This is a genomic window from Mariniflexile litorale (assembly GCF_031128465.2).
In the GTDB taxonomy this organism is placed as follows: Bacteria; Bacteroidota; Bacteroidia; order Flavobacteriales; family Flavobacteriaceae; genus Mariniflexile; species Mariniflexile litorale.
Map to the genome: position 1 here is coordinate 3,277,649 of NZ_CP155618.1, position 15,098 is coordinate 3,292,746.

Consider the following 15,098-nt stretch of genomic DNA (forward strand, 5'->3'; position numbering starts at 1 on the left):
ATGTCATTTTCTATAACACACTTATGTTAGATATTTGTACCAGTAAATTATTATGAATACTTTAATCGAAAACATAAGCGCCGTAAACGATTTAATCCTTCAAGGTAAGGGTTTAGAAGCTTTTGATATTTATTACCATGACTTAGTGGTGATGCAAGAAAATGATAACGAAGTATTTGTTGGTAAAGACATAAATAGAAAGCGAGAAGAAGCTTTTTTTGCCGGGATAACCGAATTTAGATGTGCAAAACCACTAAAAGTAACCGTGGGTGAAAAAACAACGATGGTAGAATGGCAATTTGATTTTACACATAAAGACTTGGGGTGTAAAAATTATACACAAGTAGCTGTTCAAGAATGGCAAGATGGGAAAATTATAAAAGAAAAATTATATAACGGATTATAAACAATAACAAAACAATAACATGATGAAAAAAACAATTAAAAATTTAGCAATCGTAGCTTTAGTAGCATTTACAACATTCTCTTTCACAAATAGAGTTGGTGATAAAAAAGAGATTAAAACAGACAAAAGTAAATTAGTTTGGAAAGGGTATAAAGTAACTGGATCTCACGAAGGTACCATCGCTATTAAATCGGGTTCTTTAACGTTTGATGATAGTAAACTAGTTGGTGGCGAATTTGTAATTGACATGACTACAATTGGTTCAACAGATTTACAAGGTGAATATAAGGGAAAACTTGATGGGCATTTAAAATCGGATGATTTCTTTGGTGTTGAAAAGCATCCAACAGCAAAATTAATATTTACTAAAGTAACTGCTTCTGGAAAAAATGCTTACGCTGTTACTGGCGATTTAACTATTAAAGGAAAAACAAATCCGGTAACTTTTAGCATTTCAGTTTATGGAAACAAAGCAACGGCATCTTTAAAAGTAGATAGAACAAAATATGGTGTAGAATATAATTCAACAAGTTTCGTTGAAAACTTAAAAGATAAAGCTATTTATGATGAATTTGATTTAGTAGCAGATTTAGAGTTTTAATTACAGAGTGATTAATAGTAAGAAAAGAGTGTTCAGAAATGAACGCTCTTTTTGGTTTTAATAGGGTTTTAAAAAGCCTACCTTTGTTTATTCATACAATAATATTATGTCCTTTAAAAAAATAATAGAACCACTTAAAGATAATTTACAACAAAATGGAATCACTGAGCCTAATTCGCTTCAAACAAAAATTATTTCAAAAATAAAAGGAGGTAAAAGCCTGTTTGTGATTGCACCAGAAAACTCAGGAAAAACCACCAGTATTGTAATAAGTGTAATTAATAAATTAAAGGAAGCATTTGAAGATGCACCACGAGCTTTAATATTTGTAAAAAATAAAGAAGAAGCCTTAAATCTGGCTGAAATTTTTAGCACCTATAAAAGAGGTACCGATTTACGTGTTTACTGTGCTTACGATGAGCACAATTTGGAATTGCAACGTGAAGAATTGTATTTGGGAACCGACATTGTTATTGCAACTCCAAAACGTTTAAATAGAATTTTTTACCTTAACGGAATCAATTTAAACAAGTTGCAAATGTGTATTGTTGAAGACGCTGAATTTTTATTTAGAAACAATAATTTTGCTGAGGTAACCAGAACACCCGAAAGTATAAGTAGGTGTCAATACCTTGTTTTTTCTGATAAGTTTGATGCGCGTTTTGAGCGTTGGCAAGAAACCTTCATGCATCTTGCTGAAATTGTAAAAATTTCTAAATAAATCAAAAAAAGTCTGTTAGGACTTAATCTTCAAGAATGTCAAGATGTACAATTAAATAACCGTTTAGTTTATACTTTGCTATTTCCATAAAAGCTTTCTTTGATAAATCTATTTCTCGGTTTTTAACAAATGGACCTCTATCGTTAACTGTCACAATTACAGATTCACCATTCACGGTATTGGTGACCTTAATTTTAGTGCCAAATTTTAAGGTTTTATGAGCAGCAGTATATAGGTTGTTATCAAATTTTTCACCACTAGCAGTTTTTCTACCATTAAATTTATCGTGGTAATAAGATGCATGCGCATTTTCTTTATAAGGCATGTAGTTTGATGAAATAGAGTCAATTGTGATGCTATCTAATAAAACCGAATCTTTTTGGATAATATTAAACGGAGTGTTTTTTGTATTGAAAACACTAGAAGATTTAAAGCTACTTAATATAATTAACAAACCTATAAAACCTATAATTTGTGTCGTTAACTTCATACCTTCAATTTATTTAATTCTTAATAACGAAAGAATTGATTTTTAATTATACGTGTCATTTAACTTTTTAGCCTTTATGATTTAAAAAAAGAAGTTACATAATAAGCATGTAACTTCTTTAATTTTATTTTAATAGTCGTATAAGTGTTATTTTTTGGATATTTCACCAGCTGCTATGGCTTTTGTGAAATTAGCTTCAACTTGCTTTAAAAAACCAAAAAATTTACTTTTATCTTGGCGCTCTAAAACTATTTGAGTCATTCCATTTTCATTAACAATAACTTCTTTAACAACCACATGATTTCCGTGTACACTATTGTAATTAGCTATTCCGCCGCGTTTTACAATAAAGTTCAGTTTAGGAAAATCGATGTGATTATATGCGCTACCCGTTTGAGCATTTATAATTAAAATATCACCCACTTTAGGCTCGTTTTGTTTTAATTCAAATGATTTTGGATTGTTAGCAAAAGTAAAACTAACGGTTAGTAATAATAGATAACAAATTTTTTTCATAACTAAAATTTTAAAGAATTATTAATGTTTGTTTCTAAAATAGCAATGAGGAAACTAATTAAAGAATGCTTTTAGAAATATTTAACTTTTTAATAATACTTGCAAAAAGTATAGAACCTTAACATAGAAAGGGGTGGTGGAATGGTATGTTGTATTTTGTAATTGTTAAGGTGTTTTTGCTTGTAGTAGTATGATTTAAATATGTGCTTTAGGGATGCTGAACCCCTTTGCAAATTAGGGGGTGTATTAAATATAAATTAAATGGTGTTCTGTAAAAAATTTCGAAGATTATATATAATTCGAAATGAGATTTTAATTGGTTTTAATTTTTTTTTACTTTCTTCTCATGTTGTTCCACAATAGTTATGGCAGCAATTAAATCTTTAAGATCCATATCTTCCAATTCTTCATCCACATAAAAAGGAGAGAGTTTGTCTTTACTATAGTGGTAAATTTTCCAGCGTTTAAATTGGTATTCTAATGCGGTGAAATTTTCAACCCAATCGCCAGAATTTAAATAGATCGTTTTACCGTGTTTGTTTTCAACATATTCCATTTTTGGTAGATGAATATGTCCGCAAATCACATAGTCATAGCCGTTTTCAATAGCTAAGTTTGAAATAACTTTTTCAAAATCCCTAATATATTTTACAGCAGTTTTTACGTTATTTTTTACTTTCTTAGAAAAGGAATAACGCTCTTGACCACGTCGTTCTAAATACCAATTAATTAAGCGGTTAAGTAACGTTAATACTTGATAACCGTAGCTACCAAATTTAGCCAACCATTTGGTGTTTTGAATAGAAATATCAAACACATCACCATGAAAAAACCAGGCTTTTTTGCCGTGTAATTCTAAAACAAGCTTATTTACTATGGAAATATTCCCAACAGAAGTATCGGTAAATTTGCGAAGTAGCTCGTCATGATTCCCAGTAATGTAAATTATTTCTACACCATCGGCAGACATGTTCATAATCTTTTTTATAATTTTTAAGTGCGATTTTGGGAAGTAACCTTTGTTAAATTGCCAAACATCTATAATATCACCATTTAGAATAAGTTTTTTAGGCTCAATGCTATTTAAGTAGTTTAATAAATGTTTTGCATGACATCCGTAACTGCCCAAGTGTACATCCGAAATAACTGCAATTTCTATTTTACGTTTAATTTTCAAATTTATAATTGCTTTTTTGTAAAATACTTGATTTTATATGACTTAGTCATTAACTCATAATTATCTATATATGAGCATATTGTTAAACAAATGTTATGACTTTAGAATGTCTTTATGCAAATTCATTTCCATATCTCTAAGAATAGATTTACTTTAGCAAAAAATTATAAGCATGGCTGGAAATTCTTTTGGAAAACTGTTTACTTTAACAACTTATGGTGAATCTCACGGACCTGCTTTAGGTGGTGTTATTGATGGTTGCCCATCTGGAATTGAATTAGATTTAGAGGCCATTCAGCAAGAATTAGACAGAAGAAAACCAGGGCAGTCTGCCATTGTTACGCAACGTAAAGAGCCAGATACCGTTAAATTTCACTCAGGAATATTCGAAGGTGTTACAACAGGAACGTCTATTGGTTTTGTTATTGAAAACACCAATCAGAAATCTCATGATTATTCACATATAAAAGATAGTTACCGACCCAGTCATGCGGACTATACATATGATAAAAAATATGGTGTACGCGATTACCGTGGTGGTGGCCGTAGTTCCGCACGTGAAACCGCATGTCGTGTCGTTGCTGGTGCCATAGCAAAACAAATGTTAAAAGGCATTGAAATTACAGCTTACGTGTCAGGTGTTGGAACTATGAAATTAAACAAACCTTATACCGAATTAGATTTAACTCAAGTAGAAGCGAACATAGTACGTTGTCCAGATGCAAAAATGGCAGCAGATATGGAAACGTTTATTAAAGAAGTTCGCGGAAAAGGAGATACGGTAGGAGGTATAGTCAGTTGTGTTATTAAAAATGTACCCATCGGTTTGGGGGAACCTGTTTTCGATAAATTACATGCCGAACTTGGTAAAGCTATGTTATCCATCAACGCTGTGAAAGGTTTTGAGTACGGTAGTGGTTTTGAAGGCAGTACCATGTTTGGAAGTGAGCATAACGATGCGTTTAACAACGATGGCACTACAAAAACGAACCATTCAGGGGGTATACAAGGGGGAATTAGCAATGGGATGGATATTTACTTTAATGTGGCATTTAAACCAGTAGCGACTTTAATTCAAACCTACGAAACCATCGATAAAGAAGGTAACAGTGTAGAAATGCAAGGAAAAGGACGTCACGACCCCTGTGTGGTACCAAGAGCGGTACCTATTGTAGAGGCCATGGCGGCTTTAGTAATGGCCGATTTTTACTTGCAAAATAAAATTTACAGTTAGTATTTAATCAAACCTACTTCAATAAATATTTCTTTAAATCTTTATAAGTCGAAATAACTACCGATTCTTTTTCTTTCCCCATAACCGATTGAATTTGTTCTGGTAATGATTGTTTTTCTTTTATAACGGCTTCAACAACATCTAAAAACTTAGTAGGATGTGCAGTTTCTAAAAACACACAATGCGTGTTAGCATTTTCTTTTAAATACGCTTTACAGCCTAAATAGCCAACAGCTCCATGTGGGTCGGCTACGTAATTATAATTATCAAATATTTCTAACATGGCAGCTTTCGTTTCTTCATCTGAAAAGCTATAAGATGATAGATTTTCTTTTAAACTGCTAAAATTATTTTTGTAGATTTCTTTAATACGGATGAAGTTACTTGGCGCCCCAACATCCATAGCATTACTTATAGTTTGCACCGATGGTTTTGGTTCGTATAATTGTGATATTAAATAACGTGTAACTACATTATTGGCATTGTTAGATGCTACGAAATGACTTATAGGTAAGCCTAGTTTTTGTGCCATCATGCCTGCGCAAACATTTCCGAAATTCCCACTGGGAACCGAAAAAACGATGTTTTTGTGTTCTTTATGCAATTGTTTGTAAGCAAACATAAAGTAAAATAACTGTGGCAACCAACGTGCTACATTTATAGAGTTTGCAGAGGTTAATTGCATATTGTTTGTAAGTTCTTCGTCTAAAAAAGCAGTTTTAACCATGTCTTGACAATCGTCGAAAGTCCCATTAACTTCCAAAGCTTTTATATTTTGCCCAAGTGTAGTAAGTTGCATTTCTTGAATATCACTCACTTTTCCGCTAGGGTATAGAATTACGACGTTTACACCTTTAACACCTAAAAAACCATTGGCTACCGCACCACCAGTATCTCCTGAAGTTGCTACTAAAACAGTCACTTCTCTGTCGTTGTTTTGGTTGAAATAACCTAAACAACGCGCCATAAAACGTGCACCCACATCTTTAAACGCCATGGTTGGTCCGTGAAACAACTCTAAAGTAGAAATGCTATCGTTCAATTTTACAACGGGAAAATCAAATGATAAGGTTTCTTCAACAATCGTTTTTAAAATGTCTTCAGGAATTTCTGGAGATACGAATTGTTTAATAGCTTCAAAAGCAATTTCAGAATGTGATAAATGATCAATATTATCAAAAAATGTTTTAGGAAGCGGCGTAATACTTTCGGGAAAATACAAACCTTTATCAGGAGCTATACCTTTAATAACTGCGTTTTTAAAAGTTGAATTAGGGGCTTTATGGTTGAGTGAGTAGTAGTTCATTTTTTGTTAAAATTGACCGATGACGGAAGACCGAAGCCGGATGATTTATTTAATATTTTTTTGGAACGCAATCATCGTGTTGATTAAATGATGTGCTTCATTATATAGTTTTCAAATTTAAATTTATTTAACTCCATTTGTCATCTAATTAAAATAAAATAACATTTTGCATAGCGTCATCAGTCTTCCGTCTTAAATTTTCTTAACACCTTGTGTATTAATTTTGGATATATGAATATCAAACGCTATGCCTGTTTTGGAGTACACATTTTTTATACTGTCTGCCACTTTTTTTGCAGATTCAATACCTTTACTTAAAGTAAATATTGAAGGTCCAGAACCTGAAATTCCTGCACCTAACGCACCTGCATTTAAGGCCGCTGTTTTTACTTCATTGTAATGTGGAATCAACTGACTTCTATAAGGTTCAACAATAACATCATGCAATGATTTTTGAATTAAATCATAATCGCTTGTATGCAGTGCATGTATTAAACTTCCAAAATTAGCCCATTGTGTTATCGCATTGGTTAACGAGACCTCTTTAGGAAGTATGGCTCTAGCTTCCGATGTTTTAACTTCAATTTGTGGATGAATGATGGTGGCATATAGATCGTCTGGAGATGGAATTTCCAATATTTGTATAGGAGAAATACTTTTAACCAAGGTGAAACCTCCAAATAGGGCAGGAGCAAGGTTATCGGCATGCTCGCATTTGCTGGCTATGGCTTCACCTTTTATAGCAAACTCTGTTAATTGGGTTTTGCTATACGGTCTTCCTAGGAGTTCATTCATGCCATAAACACTGCCAACAGCACTAGCAGCACTGCTTCCAATACCACTTCCTGGTTTTATTTTTTTGTTAATTTCAATTTCAAAACCACAATTGGGCTTTGCCGCATCGTACATTGCTAATGCTGAAACGCCAGCGACGTTTAACTCTGTTTCATAGGGTAAATCAAAACCGCCTTCAATTTTAGTGATATAAATGCCTTTTTTATCGATTTTTCTAATCACCATTTCGTCACCAACACTATCTAAGCAAAAACCTAGCACATCAAAACCACAAGCGACGTTAGCTACAGTTGCTGGTGAAAATATTTTTATTTCGTTTTTCATTTATTTCTTAGTATTCGTTATTGCGAGGAACAAAGCAATCTGTCTATTTAAGATGAGAGTACTTCGTTCCTCGCAATGAGACGTTATGTTTTAATCGTTTCCAACTCTAATAATATCAGCAAATAAACCAGAAGCGGTAACATCAGCACCTGCACCCGCACCTTTAATAATCATAGGTTGTTCTGGGTAACGTTGTGTGTAAAACATCACGATATTATCTTTTCCTTTTAGGTTGTAAAACGGGTGATCACTTGGTATTTCTTGTAAACTTACGTTTGCTTTGCCATCATTAAATTGTGCCACATATTTTAATTGACAATTTTTCGCTTTCGCGGAAGCATAAAGACCTTGGTAATGTGCTTCATCTTTAATTAGAGTTTGATAAAAATCGTCTACTGAATCACTTTTCATACCCGAATCGGATAAGAAAGGTGTATTTTCAATATTTTCTAAATTCATTTCAACACCGCTTTCTCTAGCAAGAATTAATATTTTTCTAGCAACATCAACACCACTTAAATCAATTCTTGGATCTGGTTCTGTGTAACCTTCGGCAGCAGCTTGTTTTACGACATCGTAAAATTTGGTAGTATCATTAAAATTATTAAATACAAAGTTTAAACTACCCGATAATACGGCATGGATAGAAGTGATTTTATCTCCCGAAGCTATTAAATTATTTAACGTATCAATAATAGGTAAACCAGCGCCCACATTGGTTTCAAATAAATAAGGCGCATTGTATTTTAACGATAAACGTTTTAATAATTTATAATTTTCGTAATCGCTAGAACATGCAATTTTATTACACGCTACCACGCCAATACTTTGGCGTAAATATTTTTCATATAATCCTGCAACATCTTTATTTGCAGTAACATCAACAAATATACTATTACGAAGGTTTAAAGCTTTTGTATTTTCAAAAAAGCCATTTAAAGTTGCTTGTTCACCGTTTTCTAATTGTTCTTTCCAATTGGTAAGATCGATACCTTCTTCACTAAAAATCATTTTTCTGGAATTAGATAATCCAGCAATGCGCAAGTTTATTTTTAAGTTATCTTTCAGGTATTTGCGTTGTTGTTTTATTTGTTCAACTAATTTTTCTCCAACATTCCCCACACCTGTGATAAAAATATTGAGTTGCTTAGTTTTGGTTTCAAAAAACTGTTCGTGTAACGTATTTAATGCTTTTTTAACATCACTTTGTAAAATAACAGCCGAAATATTTTTCTCTGAAGCACCTTGTGCAATAGCTCTAATATTAATGTTGTTTTTGCCCAATGTACTAAACATTTTTCCGCTAATACCTTGGTGGTTTTTCATATTGTCGCCCACTAAGGCTATAATTGACAAGTCTTTTTCAACAATTATAGGATCTATTTTGTGTAAAGCAATTTCGTTTTCAAATGTGGCATCAATAGCAGTTTGGGCTAATTCAGCATCATTTTCATCAATACCTAAACAAATGGAATGTTCAGAAGATGCTTGGGTGATTAAAATGATGTTTATTTTTTCCTGAGAAAGTGTTTCAAACAAACGTTTAGAAAAACCAGGAATGCCAATCATACCACTTCCTTGAAGCGTTAACAAAGCAATATTTCCAATATTACTAATTCCTTTTACAGGGGAAGAAGATATTATTTCTTCATTAGAAATAACCGTTCCAGCAGCTTCTGGTTCTAAAGTATTTTTAATATGAATAGGAATATTTAAATCTAAAACGGGTTGTACCGTTGGGGGATACAATACCTTAGCACCAAAATGTGATAATTCCATCGCTTCTTGATATGATATTTTTTCGATAGGATAGGCTTGTTTAACCAATTTTGGATTGGTAGTAAACATACCGCTAACATCGGTCCAAATTTCTAACTGTTCAACTTTTAATGCAGCCGCAACAATGGCAGCAGTAAAGTCCGATCCACCACGCCCCAAAGTAGTTTGTTCTCCTATTTTAGATTTGGATATAAACCCAGGAAGTACGGTAATTTGTTGATTTACTGAATTAAAGTATGCTAGGATATTTTTATTGGTAATAGCATAATCTACTTCTGCTTTAGTGAAATTAGAATTTGTAACTATTAATTCTTGCGAATTTTTACTATCAGCTGACAATCCACGATTTTTCATGGTCTCCGCAATAATATAAGATGATAATAATTCACCAAAACTCACCAATTTATCAGATGTTTTTGGCGATAACTCATTTATTAAAAAGATACCGTCTAACAGACTTTTAAGAGCATTTAGTTTTTCATCAACAAAAGCAACGATGGATGAACTCTTTTCTAAGTTAAGTTCATTAATCACATTAAAATGAATGTCTTTAATTAAATTAAAGGTGTCAATGTAAGATGTATCTTTATTTTTCGCTTGTTTACCAGCTAAAAGCAATTTATCTGTAATACCACCTACAGCTGATACGATGCATACTACTTTGTCTTTTTTAGCATAATTATCTAAAATGCTAATAACGTTACTTATGTTTTTTGATGAACCTACAGAAGTTCCTCCAAATTTTAAAACTTTCATGTGTTTTGAGTTATTATTTTTATCGGTAACATGTTGCTTCCATATATTTTTTTCCTTTGGTTTTGAAACCTCGATGTAGAAAGTTCATGTTTTAATGAATTGATGATTTAAATGAAATATTAAAGATGTTGTAATTGTAAAAATCACAAAGATAGCCCGAAGAATATATAATTAGCAACCCCAAAGGGTTGTAATAATTGTAGTTGTTCCAAAAATAGAAGTATTCCCTTTTATAGAAAAAGGAAGCGTGGTACTTGTATTTTGGACTGAATGATTCATTACAACAATATATAGAATTCAAAAGTATTACATTTAGACTTATAAAAAAACTAAAACTTTCTTTTTGCAGTATTCTTATAATCAAACAAGTTTCGTTTAAAAAAAACAACTATTTAAAATAAGAATTGAAAAATCTATAATAATAACAGGCTCTTTATAAAATGACTTTTAGCTTGTTGTTTATTTTATTAAACCTGCCTCGGTATACAATTAGCTTATAATTCTATGATATGATATTTAAATATCGTTTAAATACTTATTTATCCGATTAAATGTATTTTGTATCATTATTTTATTATATTTGTAGTGTTAATTAATATAAATTCCTTAAAATGACACCCCAAAATCCCTCAAAAATAATTTTAACCATTCTGTGTTTATATTTCGTAGCATTTACGCAAGCCCAGACAGCATCAAAATTAATCCCAGAAAAATCCAATGTTATAAAAACGGAACTACCTGATGTGATGGGGAGTGCTGGTTTAAATAATACAGCAAAAGAAATTGATATGATGGGGGAAATTATAGATAATAAAGGCGCTGCTATTATAGAAAAAGGCTTTGTTTATACTACTTCCGAGAATCTTCCAACTATTTTGGATAGTAAAATTGTTGTGGAAAATACAGACGAAGTTTTTAGCGATAAATTAACAGGAATATTAACAAATACCATTTATTATATACGATCGTATGCTACGACAACTAGTGGCACATCATATGGAAGTTTTAGCAGAATTGATACTAGTACACAATCTAATATCGATGTTAGTTTAAAAACTAAAATTAAAACCTACCCCAATCCCTCAACGAGTTACATTAGTCTTTCGGGTTTAATGGACACCAAAAATTATATTATTTATAATATGGCAGGAAAAGAATTGGCTCGAGGTAGTATATCTTATAACAACAAGATTGATGTTAGATTTTTAACCAACGGGTTATATCTTTTAAAATTAGATGACTTTGAAATAATTAGGTTTATAAAAGAATAACTATTTATAACCCATTGTGCATTTTAAATACTGCTAATTTTCATATTATTAATATTTCTGCTAAATATAAACCTGTTGATGAACTGAATGGTTGTTAAAGCAATTATTTTAGACACTATTCTTATTTTATTCTGCGAAGAAAAAAGAAGCTAGCAAACCAAGCAACGACCAAACGATTGAACTAAAATAAGCAATGTTTTTATTCGTTTAATACTTTTTTCATTTCGTCAATCGAATTTGTATAATCCGACATTTTTCTTCCTATTCCGATGTGAATGGGACTTGTATTCAGTCGGTTTGTCAAATCTTTTATTGGCATATTTTCTAAATTTCCAAATTCGTATTTCCACCAATCTAGAGCTTCCAGATTATGATTTTGAAATCCAATTGTGCTACGGTCATTATTAGTCGGTAGAAAATCTAGTCCGCCAATAATTGAATCCAGATTTTCAAAATCCGTCATTATTCCATCATAAATTAGTTGTCCGAAAAGTGCATCTTTAAAAATTTGTTCAATCTTGCTTAAGTCAGATGATTTTATATCCGTCAGAATTACGTTGTATTTGGTCAATCCGTTTGTAATTAGCCAGCATTTTTTTCTGTCAACATAAAATACCGTTGCATTCCATTTTCCAAGAATTCCGCAATCAGTATTTTGGTCAGTCGTGATAAGTTTCTTGACTAACTTTTCTAATTTTTTAGTTGTATGTATTTTAGTTCGTTTCATATGTTTGTTAACGTTTATATGAAATGTTGCGTGTTTGTCCGAAGGAAAATGAGAAGCTAGCAAACGTACAACTCACATTGGTTTAGGATAAAACTAGCAATTTTTTATACAGGTCTTTGTTGTAATACGTTTTTATATTTTAAATATATCAATTGTTTCTATCCAAAAGATTTTAGACTCAAAAAACTGAAGTTTTGTTTTAATTATCCGGTCAGTTTTATCTCTCGGATGTTTGGTTACAAATCTTGCCTTAGAATTATTAAAATCTAAAGTATGTTTTTCATCAAAGTCTTTTTGCTTATTTGAAAAGAACGTAATAACCTTGCCTTTCGCAATCCATTTTCCTTTTCCATATTTATTTACTTCGGGTGGAATTCCCTGTTTATTATTTGAATAAGAATGGAAGATGAATGTTCCATCCTGATTTAAGGTCAATTTATATTCAATAAAATGAACTCCTTCTTTTCCGAGTGCACGACAATAATCGCCTTTAAAATTATTTGATTGAGAGAATAAAGTCAAGTTTGAAATTAAAAGTAAGGTATAAATTATTAGTTGCATCGGTATGTTTTTTTGTGCGAGGATTTTTCGAAGGAAAATCAGAAGCTAACAAACGAGTAACTAACGTTGGTTTAGGTAAAACTAGCAATTTTTTAGATACTGCTTGGTTGGCAACTGACTTTTTTATTAAAAGAGCATTTTCATTCCTTCGTGAGTAGCTTTAAATCCCAAATCTTTATAAAATTTAATTGCCCTAGGCCTTTTTTGTCACTTGTTAATTGTAACATAATCGCATTGCGTTCTTTCGCTCTATTTATAGCCCATTCAAACATAATTTTCCCTACTCCAAGTCCTCTTTGGTCTTTTCTAACCATTACAGTTTCTATCTGTGCCCTAATTCCTCCACAATAATTCATGTATTGGATAAATGGCAATTGAAAAGTTCCAATACTATCAAAATTTTCGTTTTCGACAACAATCAATTCTTGATTTTCGTCAGAGTTAATTTTTTCAAATGCATTTAGATATTCTTTCGATAAAGATTTTGGAAATTTTCTCTTTTCCTTCAAAGTTCATCGTCAGCAATTATTTGCACAATTATTGAAATATCATTTTTTTTCGCTTTTCTAAAGTTCATTATTCGTTCGGTTTTTTGCTGTTTTGTTGCCAACGTTTATCTTTATCGAAAGTTACATGTTTGTGTACGAGGATTTTATGAAGGAAATCAGACGCTAGCAAATAAAGCAACTCACATTGGTTAAGCTAAAACTAGCAATTTTACCACAGTACTTTGTTAGCCACTGGCTTTTTTTTTTCGTTAATACTCTAATTCAATTCCATATTCACTGGCTTTTGAAGATAAAGAGATTACTTTCTCGTTATATTTATCTTCCATTCCAAGTTCATAAATTCCATTTATTGCGTTGTCAAACATTTTTCCTAATGAGATATAATAATTCTCATCCCAATATCCAAAATCTTCAATAATTTCTAGGCAACAGCTTACATAATGTAATTCCAATTCAATATTGAGTTCTGTGATATTCATTTTGCGAACTGTGCGAATTATTTTTCGAGCCTCAGTCTCACGTAAAACCATATTTCTCCCATTTGGATAAATATATCTTTCGATTTCTTTTTTATATTTTTCTGTTAGCTGTTCAATATCACCTGTGGTGAATATGTTCAAGTAGTTTTTTGCATCAGGAATTTTTTTATACATCTCTAAAATCAGTTTAATGATTTCAGTTTTGTTCATTAGATTTAATTCTTTTTTTAATTCTCTAAGTGCCATATTTAGTTCTAATGTTGTTTTTTTCAGTTGTTCGTTAAGGGTGATTGCCTGTGGCTAACGATTATACCTTTATGGAAAGTTGCGTGTTTGTATAGGAGGGTTTTCCGAAGGAAAATCAGAAGCTAGCAAACAAAGCAACGACCAAACGGCTTAACTAAAATAAGCAATGTTTTTTTAGGACACGGTGTTGTAACACGTTTTTTTATTCAAATAACTCTTTGTCTAATTTATTCTTTTCGTAAGCTTTATAATATTTTTTTGTTTTAGAATTCATTGGAACGTTGTTCTTTTCGTTACCTATAAATTCCAATAAAATTTTCGCTCCGCCAAGTTGAACTTCTTTAACATCTTCTTGTTCGCTATATTTTTGCCCTTCTTTTGGTTTGCATTCTAAAATTCTATTATGATTTATTTTTTGGTCAAGTGAATAATTCATCATAGAAATCATGTATAAATACTGTTGTTGATTTTGGTTAGTTAATACTTTGTAGAAATCACTACCTATTGGAATGTTTAGCCCAGTATCTTTATTTTTCCAAAATCCAATAATTTTGTTTGCAGCTCCAAATTCAGTTCCATTGGGATATATAGGATTTGATAAAATATAGTTACTCGCATCAAAAATCAAATTTTCATAGTTTTTATATTCAGGATTTTCATCTTGTTTCATCTTTTCGAAAGATTCCGAAAAAAGTTTTTTTGATGATGAAGGAAATGTAAAAGAAGTCCAAAGTCTTGATTTTACAATTTCGTTCTCAAATTTACCGGGTTTAAATTCCACAGTTTTAATAGCTTCTTTTATTAAATTATTTGTAGATTCCGAATTTGGATATGAACTTACAGTTATATCAGTAATTTGCGCATCTTCTGTTATAGTCAAATAAGCATATATATTTCCTTTGAAATTAATTTCTGAAGTAAGTTTAGGATAAATAAAATTTCTTAAATTCTTTTCAGAACAAGCGATTTGCTCTTTTTCTGAAAGTCCAGAATCGCAGTCGTTTTCAAATGGTAATTCTGTCAATACGGCATAATGATAAATTCCTTCTTTTTCTTGTTTAAACGGTTTTACTTTATATCCTCTTTCGGCCGTTTTGTCGGCATCTAAAAAATGTCCTTTTGGTATTTGTCCAATTGCAAAAATTGGAACTAAAAGTAAAAAAGCCAGAATATTTAATTTATATTTCTTCATTTTGTTGA

General features: G+C 31.4%; 16 protein-coding genes and 1 pseudogene. 5 read left to right on the forward strand and 12 right to left on the reverse strand.

Annotation, left to right across the window (positions count from 1 at the left end):
* Positions 1-52: 52 nt before the first annotated feature.
* The 3 genes from QLS71_RS13760 to QLS71_RS13770 all read left to right on the forward strand — a co-directional run bounded on the left by QLS71_RS13760 (position 53) and on the right by QLS71_RS13770 (position 1,728).
* Positions 53-406, forward strand: coding sequence for a SnoaL-like domain-containing protein (locus QLS71_RS13760; RefSeq protein WP_308992517.1), 354 nt, complete (start codon positions 53-55; stop codon positions 404-406).
* A gap of 22 nt (positions 407-428) precedes the next feature.
* Entirely contained in the window at positions 429-1,007 is a 579-nt protein-coding gene (locus QLS71_RS13765) for a YceI family protein (protein WP_308992699.1), read from the forward strand.
* A 106-nt stretch (positions 1,008-1,113) separates the two neighbouring features.
* On the forward strand, positions 1,114-1,728 hold the full coding sequence (locus QLS71_RS13770; RefSeq protein WP_308992516.1) for a DEAD/DEAH box helicase: 615 nt from the start codon (positions 1,114-1,116) through the stop codon (positions 1,726-1,728).
* 22 nt (positions 1,729-1,750) lie between these two features.
* Here QLS71_RS13770 and QLS71_RS13775 read toward each other — a convergent pair whose 3' ends face one another.
* The 3 genes from QLS71_RS13775 to QLS71_RS13785 all read right to left on the reverse strand — a co-directional run bounded on the left by QLS71_RS13775 (position 1,751) and on the right by QLS71_RS13785 (position 3,911).
* Entirely contained in the window at positions 1,751-2,218 is a 468-nt protein-coding gene (locus tag QLS71_RS13775; RefSeq protein WP_308992515.1) for a septal ring lytic transglycosylase RlpA family protein, read from the reverse strand.
* Between the two features lie 147 nt (positions 2,219-2,365).
* Positions 2,366-2,734 (reverse strand): hypothetical protein, encoded by a 369-nt coding sequence (locus tag QLS71_RS13780; RefSeq protein WP_308992514.1) that lies wholly within the window; start codon positions 2,732-2,734, stop codon positions 2,366-2,368.
* Positions 2,735-3,056: 322 nt separating this feature from the next.
* On the reverse strand, positions 3,057-3,911 hold the full coding sequence (locus QLS71_RS13785) for a UDP-2,3-diacylglucosamine diphosphatase (RefSeq protein ID WP_308992513.1): 855 nt from the start codon (positions 3,909-3,911) through the stop codon (positions 3,057-3,059).
* Between the two features lie 172 nt (positions 3,912-4,083).
* Between QLS71_RS13785 and aroC the strand changes: the two genes are divergently transcribed.
* Positions 4,084-5,145, forward strand: a complete 1,062-nt coding sequence (gene aroC, locus QLS71_RS13790; RefSeq protein ID WP_308992512.1) for a chorismate synthase — start codon at positions 4,084-4,086, stop codon at positions 5,143-5,145.
* Positions 5,146-5,158: 13 nt separating this feature from the next.
* On the opposite strand, the gene thrC is transcribed toward aroC, so the two are convergent.
* The 3 genes from thrC to thrA all read right to left on the reverse strand — a co-directional run bounded on the left by thrC (position 5,159) and on the right by thrA (position 10,105).
* Entirely contained in the window at positions 5,159-6,451 is a 1,293-nt protein-coding gene (thrC, locus tag QLS71_RS13795) for a threonine synthase (RefSeq protein ID WP_308992511.1), read from the reverse strand.
* 192 nt (positions 6,452-6,643) lie between these two features.
* A complete protein-coding gene (locus QLS71_RS13800; protein WP_308992510.1) occupies positions 6,644-7,570 on the reverse strand; it encodes a homoserine kinase in 927 nt (308 codons plus the stop codon).
* 90 nt (positions 7,571-7,660) lie between these two features.
* Entirely contained in the window at positions 7,661-10,105 is a 2,445-nt protein-coding gene (gene thrA / locus QLS71_RS13805; protein ID WP_308992509.1) for a bifunctional aspartate kinase/homoserine dehydrogenase I, read from the reverse strand.
* Between the two features lie 611 nt (positions 10,106-10,716).
* Here thrA and QLS71_RS13810 point away from each other — a divergent pair.
* A complete protein-coding gene (locus QLS71_RS13810) occupies positions 10,717-11,376 on the forward strand; it encodes a T9SS type A sorting domain-containing protein (protein ID WP_308992508.1) in 660 nt (219 codons plus the stop codon).
* A gap of 23 nt (positions 11,377-11,399) precedes the next feature.
* On the opposite strand, the pseudogene QLS71_RS13815 reads toward QLS71_RS13810, so the two are convergent.
* From QLS71_RS13815 to QLS71_RS13840, 6 genes and pseudogenes are all read right to left on the reverse strand, one after another.
* Positions 11,400-11,504 (reverse strand): annotated as a pseudogene (locus QLS71_RS13815) (IS982 family transposase); the annotation flags it as partial.
* 71 nt (positions 11,505-11,575) lie between these two features.
* Positions 11,576-12,103 (reverse strand): hypothetical protein, encoded by a 528-nt coding sequence (locus QLS71_RS13820; protein ID WP_308992507.1) that lies wholly within the window; start codon positions 12,101-12,103, stop codon positions 11,576-11,578.
* A 132-nt stretch (positions 12,104-12,235) separates the two neighbouring features.
* Complete coding sequence (locus QLS71_RS13825) at positions 12,236-12,664, reverse strand: copper resistance protein NlpE N-terminal domain-containing protein (RefSeq protein WP_308992506.1); 429 nt, start codon at positions 12,662-12,664, stop codon at positions 12,236-12,238.
* 140 nt (positions 12,665-12,804) lie between these two features.
* Positions 12,805-13,173, reverse strand: a complete 369-nt coding sequence (locus tag QLS71_RS13830) for a GNAT family N-acetyltransferase (protein ID WP_308992505.1) — start codon at positions 13,171-13,173, stop codon at positions 12,805-12,807.
* 248 nt (positions 13,174-13,421) lie between these two features.
* Positions 13,422-13,898: a DUF6155 family protein gene (locus QLS71_RS13835; protein ID WP_308992504.1), complete on the reverse strand. Its 477-nt coding sequence runs from the start codon at positions 13,896-13,898 to the stop codon at positions 13,422-13,424.
* A gap of 202 nt (positions 13,899-14,100) precedes the next feature.
* A complete protein-coding gene (locus QLS71_RS13840; protein ID WP_308992503.1) occupies positions 14,101-15,090 on the reverse strand; it encodes a hypothetical protein in 990 nt (329 codons plus the stop codon).
* Positions 15,091-15,098: the final 8 nt, after the last annotated feature.

Bases quoted from the DNA above. Each gene is read 5' to 3' on its own strand.
- QLS71_RS13760 (WP_308992517.1), top strand. From the start codon at position 53: ATGAATACTTTAATCGAAAACATAAGCGCCGTAAACGATTTAATCCTT.
- QLS71_RS13765 (WP_308992699.1), top strand. From the start codon at position 429: ATGAAAAAAACAATTAAAAATTTAGCAATCGTAGCTTTAGTAGCATTT.
- QLS71_RS13770 (WP_308992516.1), top strand. From the start codon at position 1,114: ATGTCCTTTAAAAAAATAATAGAACCACTTAAAGATAATTTACAACAA.
- QLS71_RS13775 (WP_308992515.1), bottom strand. From the start codon at position 2,218: ATGAAGTTAACGACACAAATTATAGGTTTTATAGGTTTGTTAATTATA.
- QLS71_RS13780 (WP_308992514.1), bottom strand. From the start codon at position 2,734: ATGAAAAAAATTTGTTATCTATTATTACTAACCGTTAGTTTTACTTTT.
- aroC (WP_308992512.1), top strand. From the start codon at position 4,084: ATGGCTGGAAATTCTTTTGGAAAACTGTTTACTTTAACAACTTATGGT.
- thrC (WP_308992511.1), bottom strand. From the start codon at position 6,451: ATGAACTACTACTCACTCAACCATAAAGCCCCTAATTCAACTTTTAAA.
- QLS71_RS13800 (WP_308992510.1), bottom strand. From the start codon at position 7,570: ATGAAAAACGAAATAAAAATATTTTCACCAGCAACTGTAGCTAACGTC.
- thrA (WP_308992509.1), bottom strand. From the start codon at position 10,105: ATGAAAGTTTTAAAATTTGGAGGAACTTCTGTAGGTTCATCAAAAAAC.
- QLS71_RS13810 (WP_308992508.1), top strand. From the start codon at position 10,717: ATGACACCCCAAAATCCCTCAAAAATAATTTTAACCATTCTGTGTTTA.
- QLS71_RS13820 (WP_308992507.1), bottom strand. From the start codon at position 12,103: ATGAAACGAACTAAAATACATACAACTAAAAAATTAGAAAAGTTAGTC.
- QLS71_RS13825 (WP_308992506.1), bottom strand. From the start codon at position 12,664: ATGCAACTAATAATTTATACCTTACTTTTAATTTCAAACTTGACTTTA.
- QLS71_RS13835 (WP_308992504.1), bottom strand. From the start codon at position 13,898: ATGGCACTTAGAGAATTAAAAAAAGAATTAAATCTAATGAACAAAACT.
- QLS71_RS13840 (WP_308992503.1), bottom strand. From the start codon at position 15,090: ATGAAGAAATATAAATTAAATATTCTGGCTTTTTTACTTTTAGTTCCA.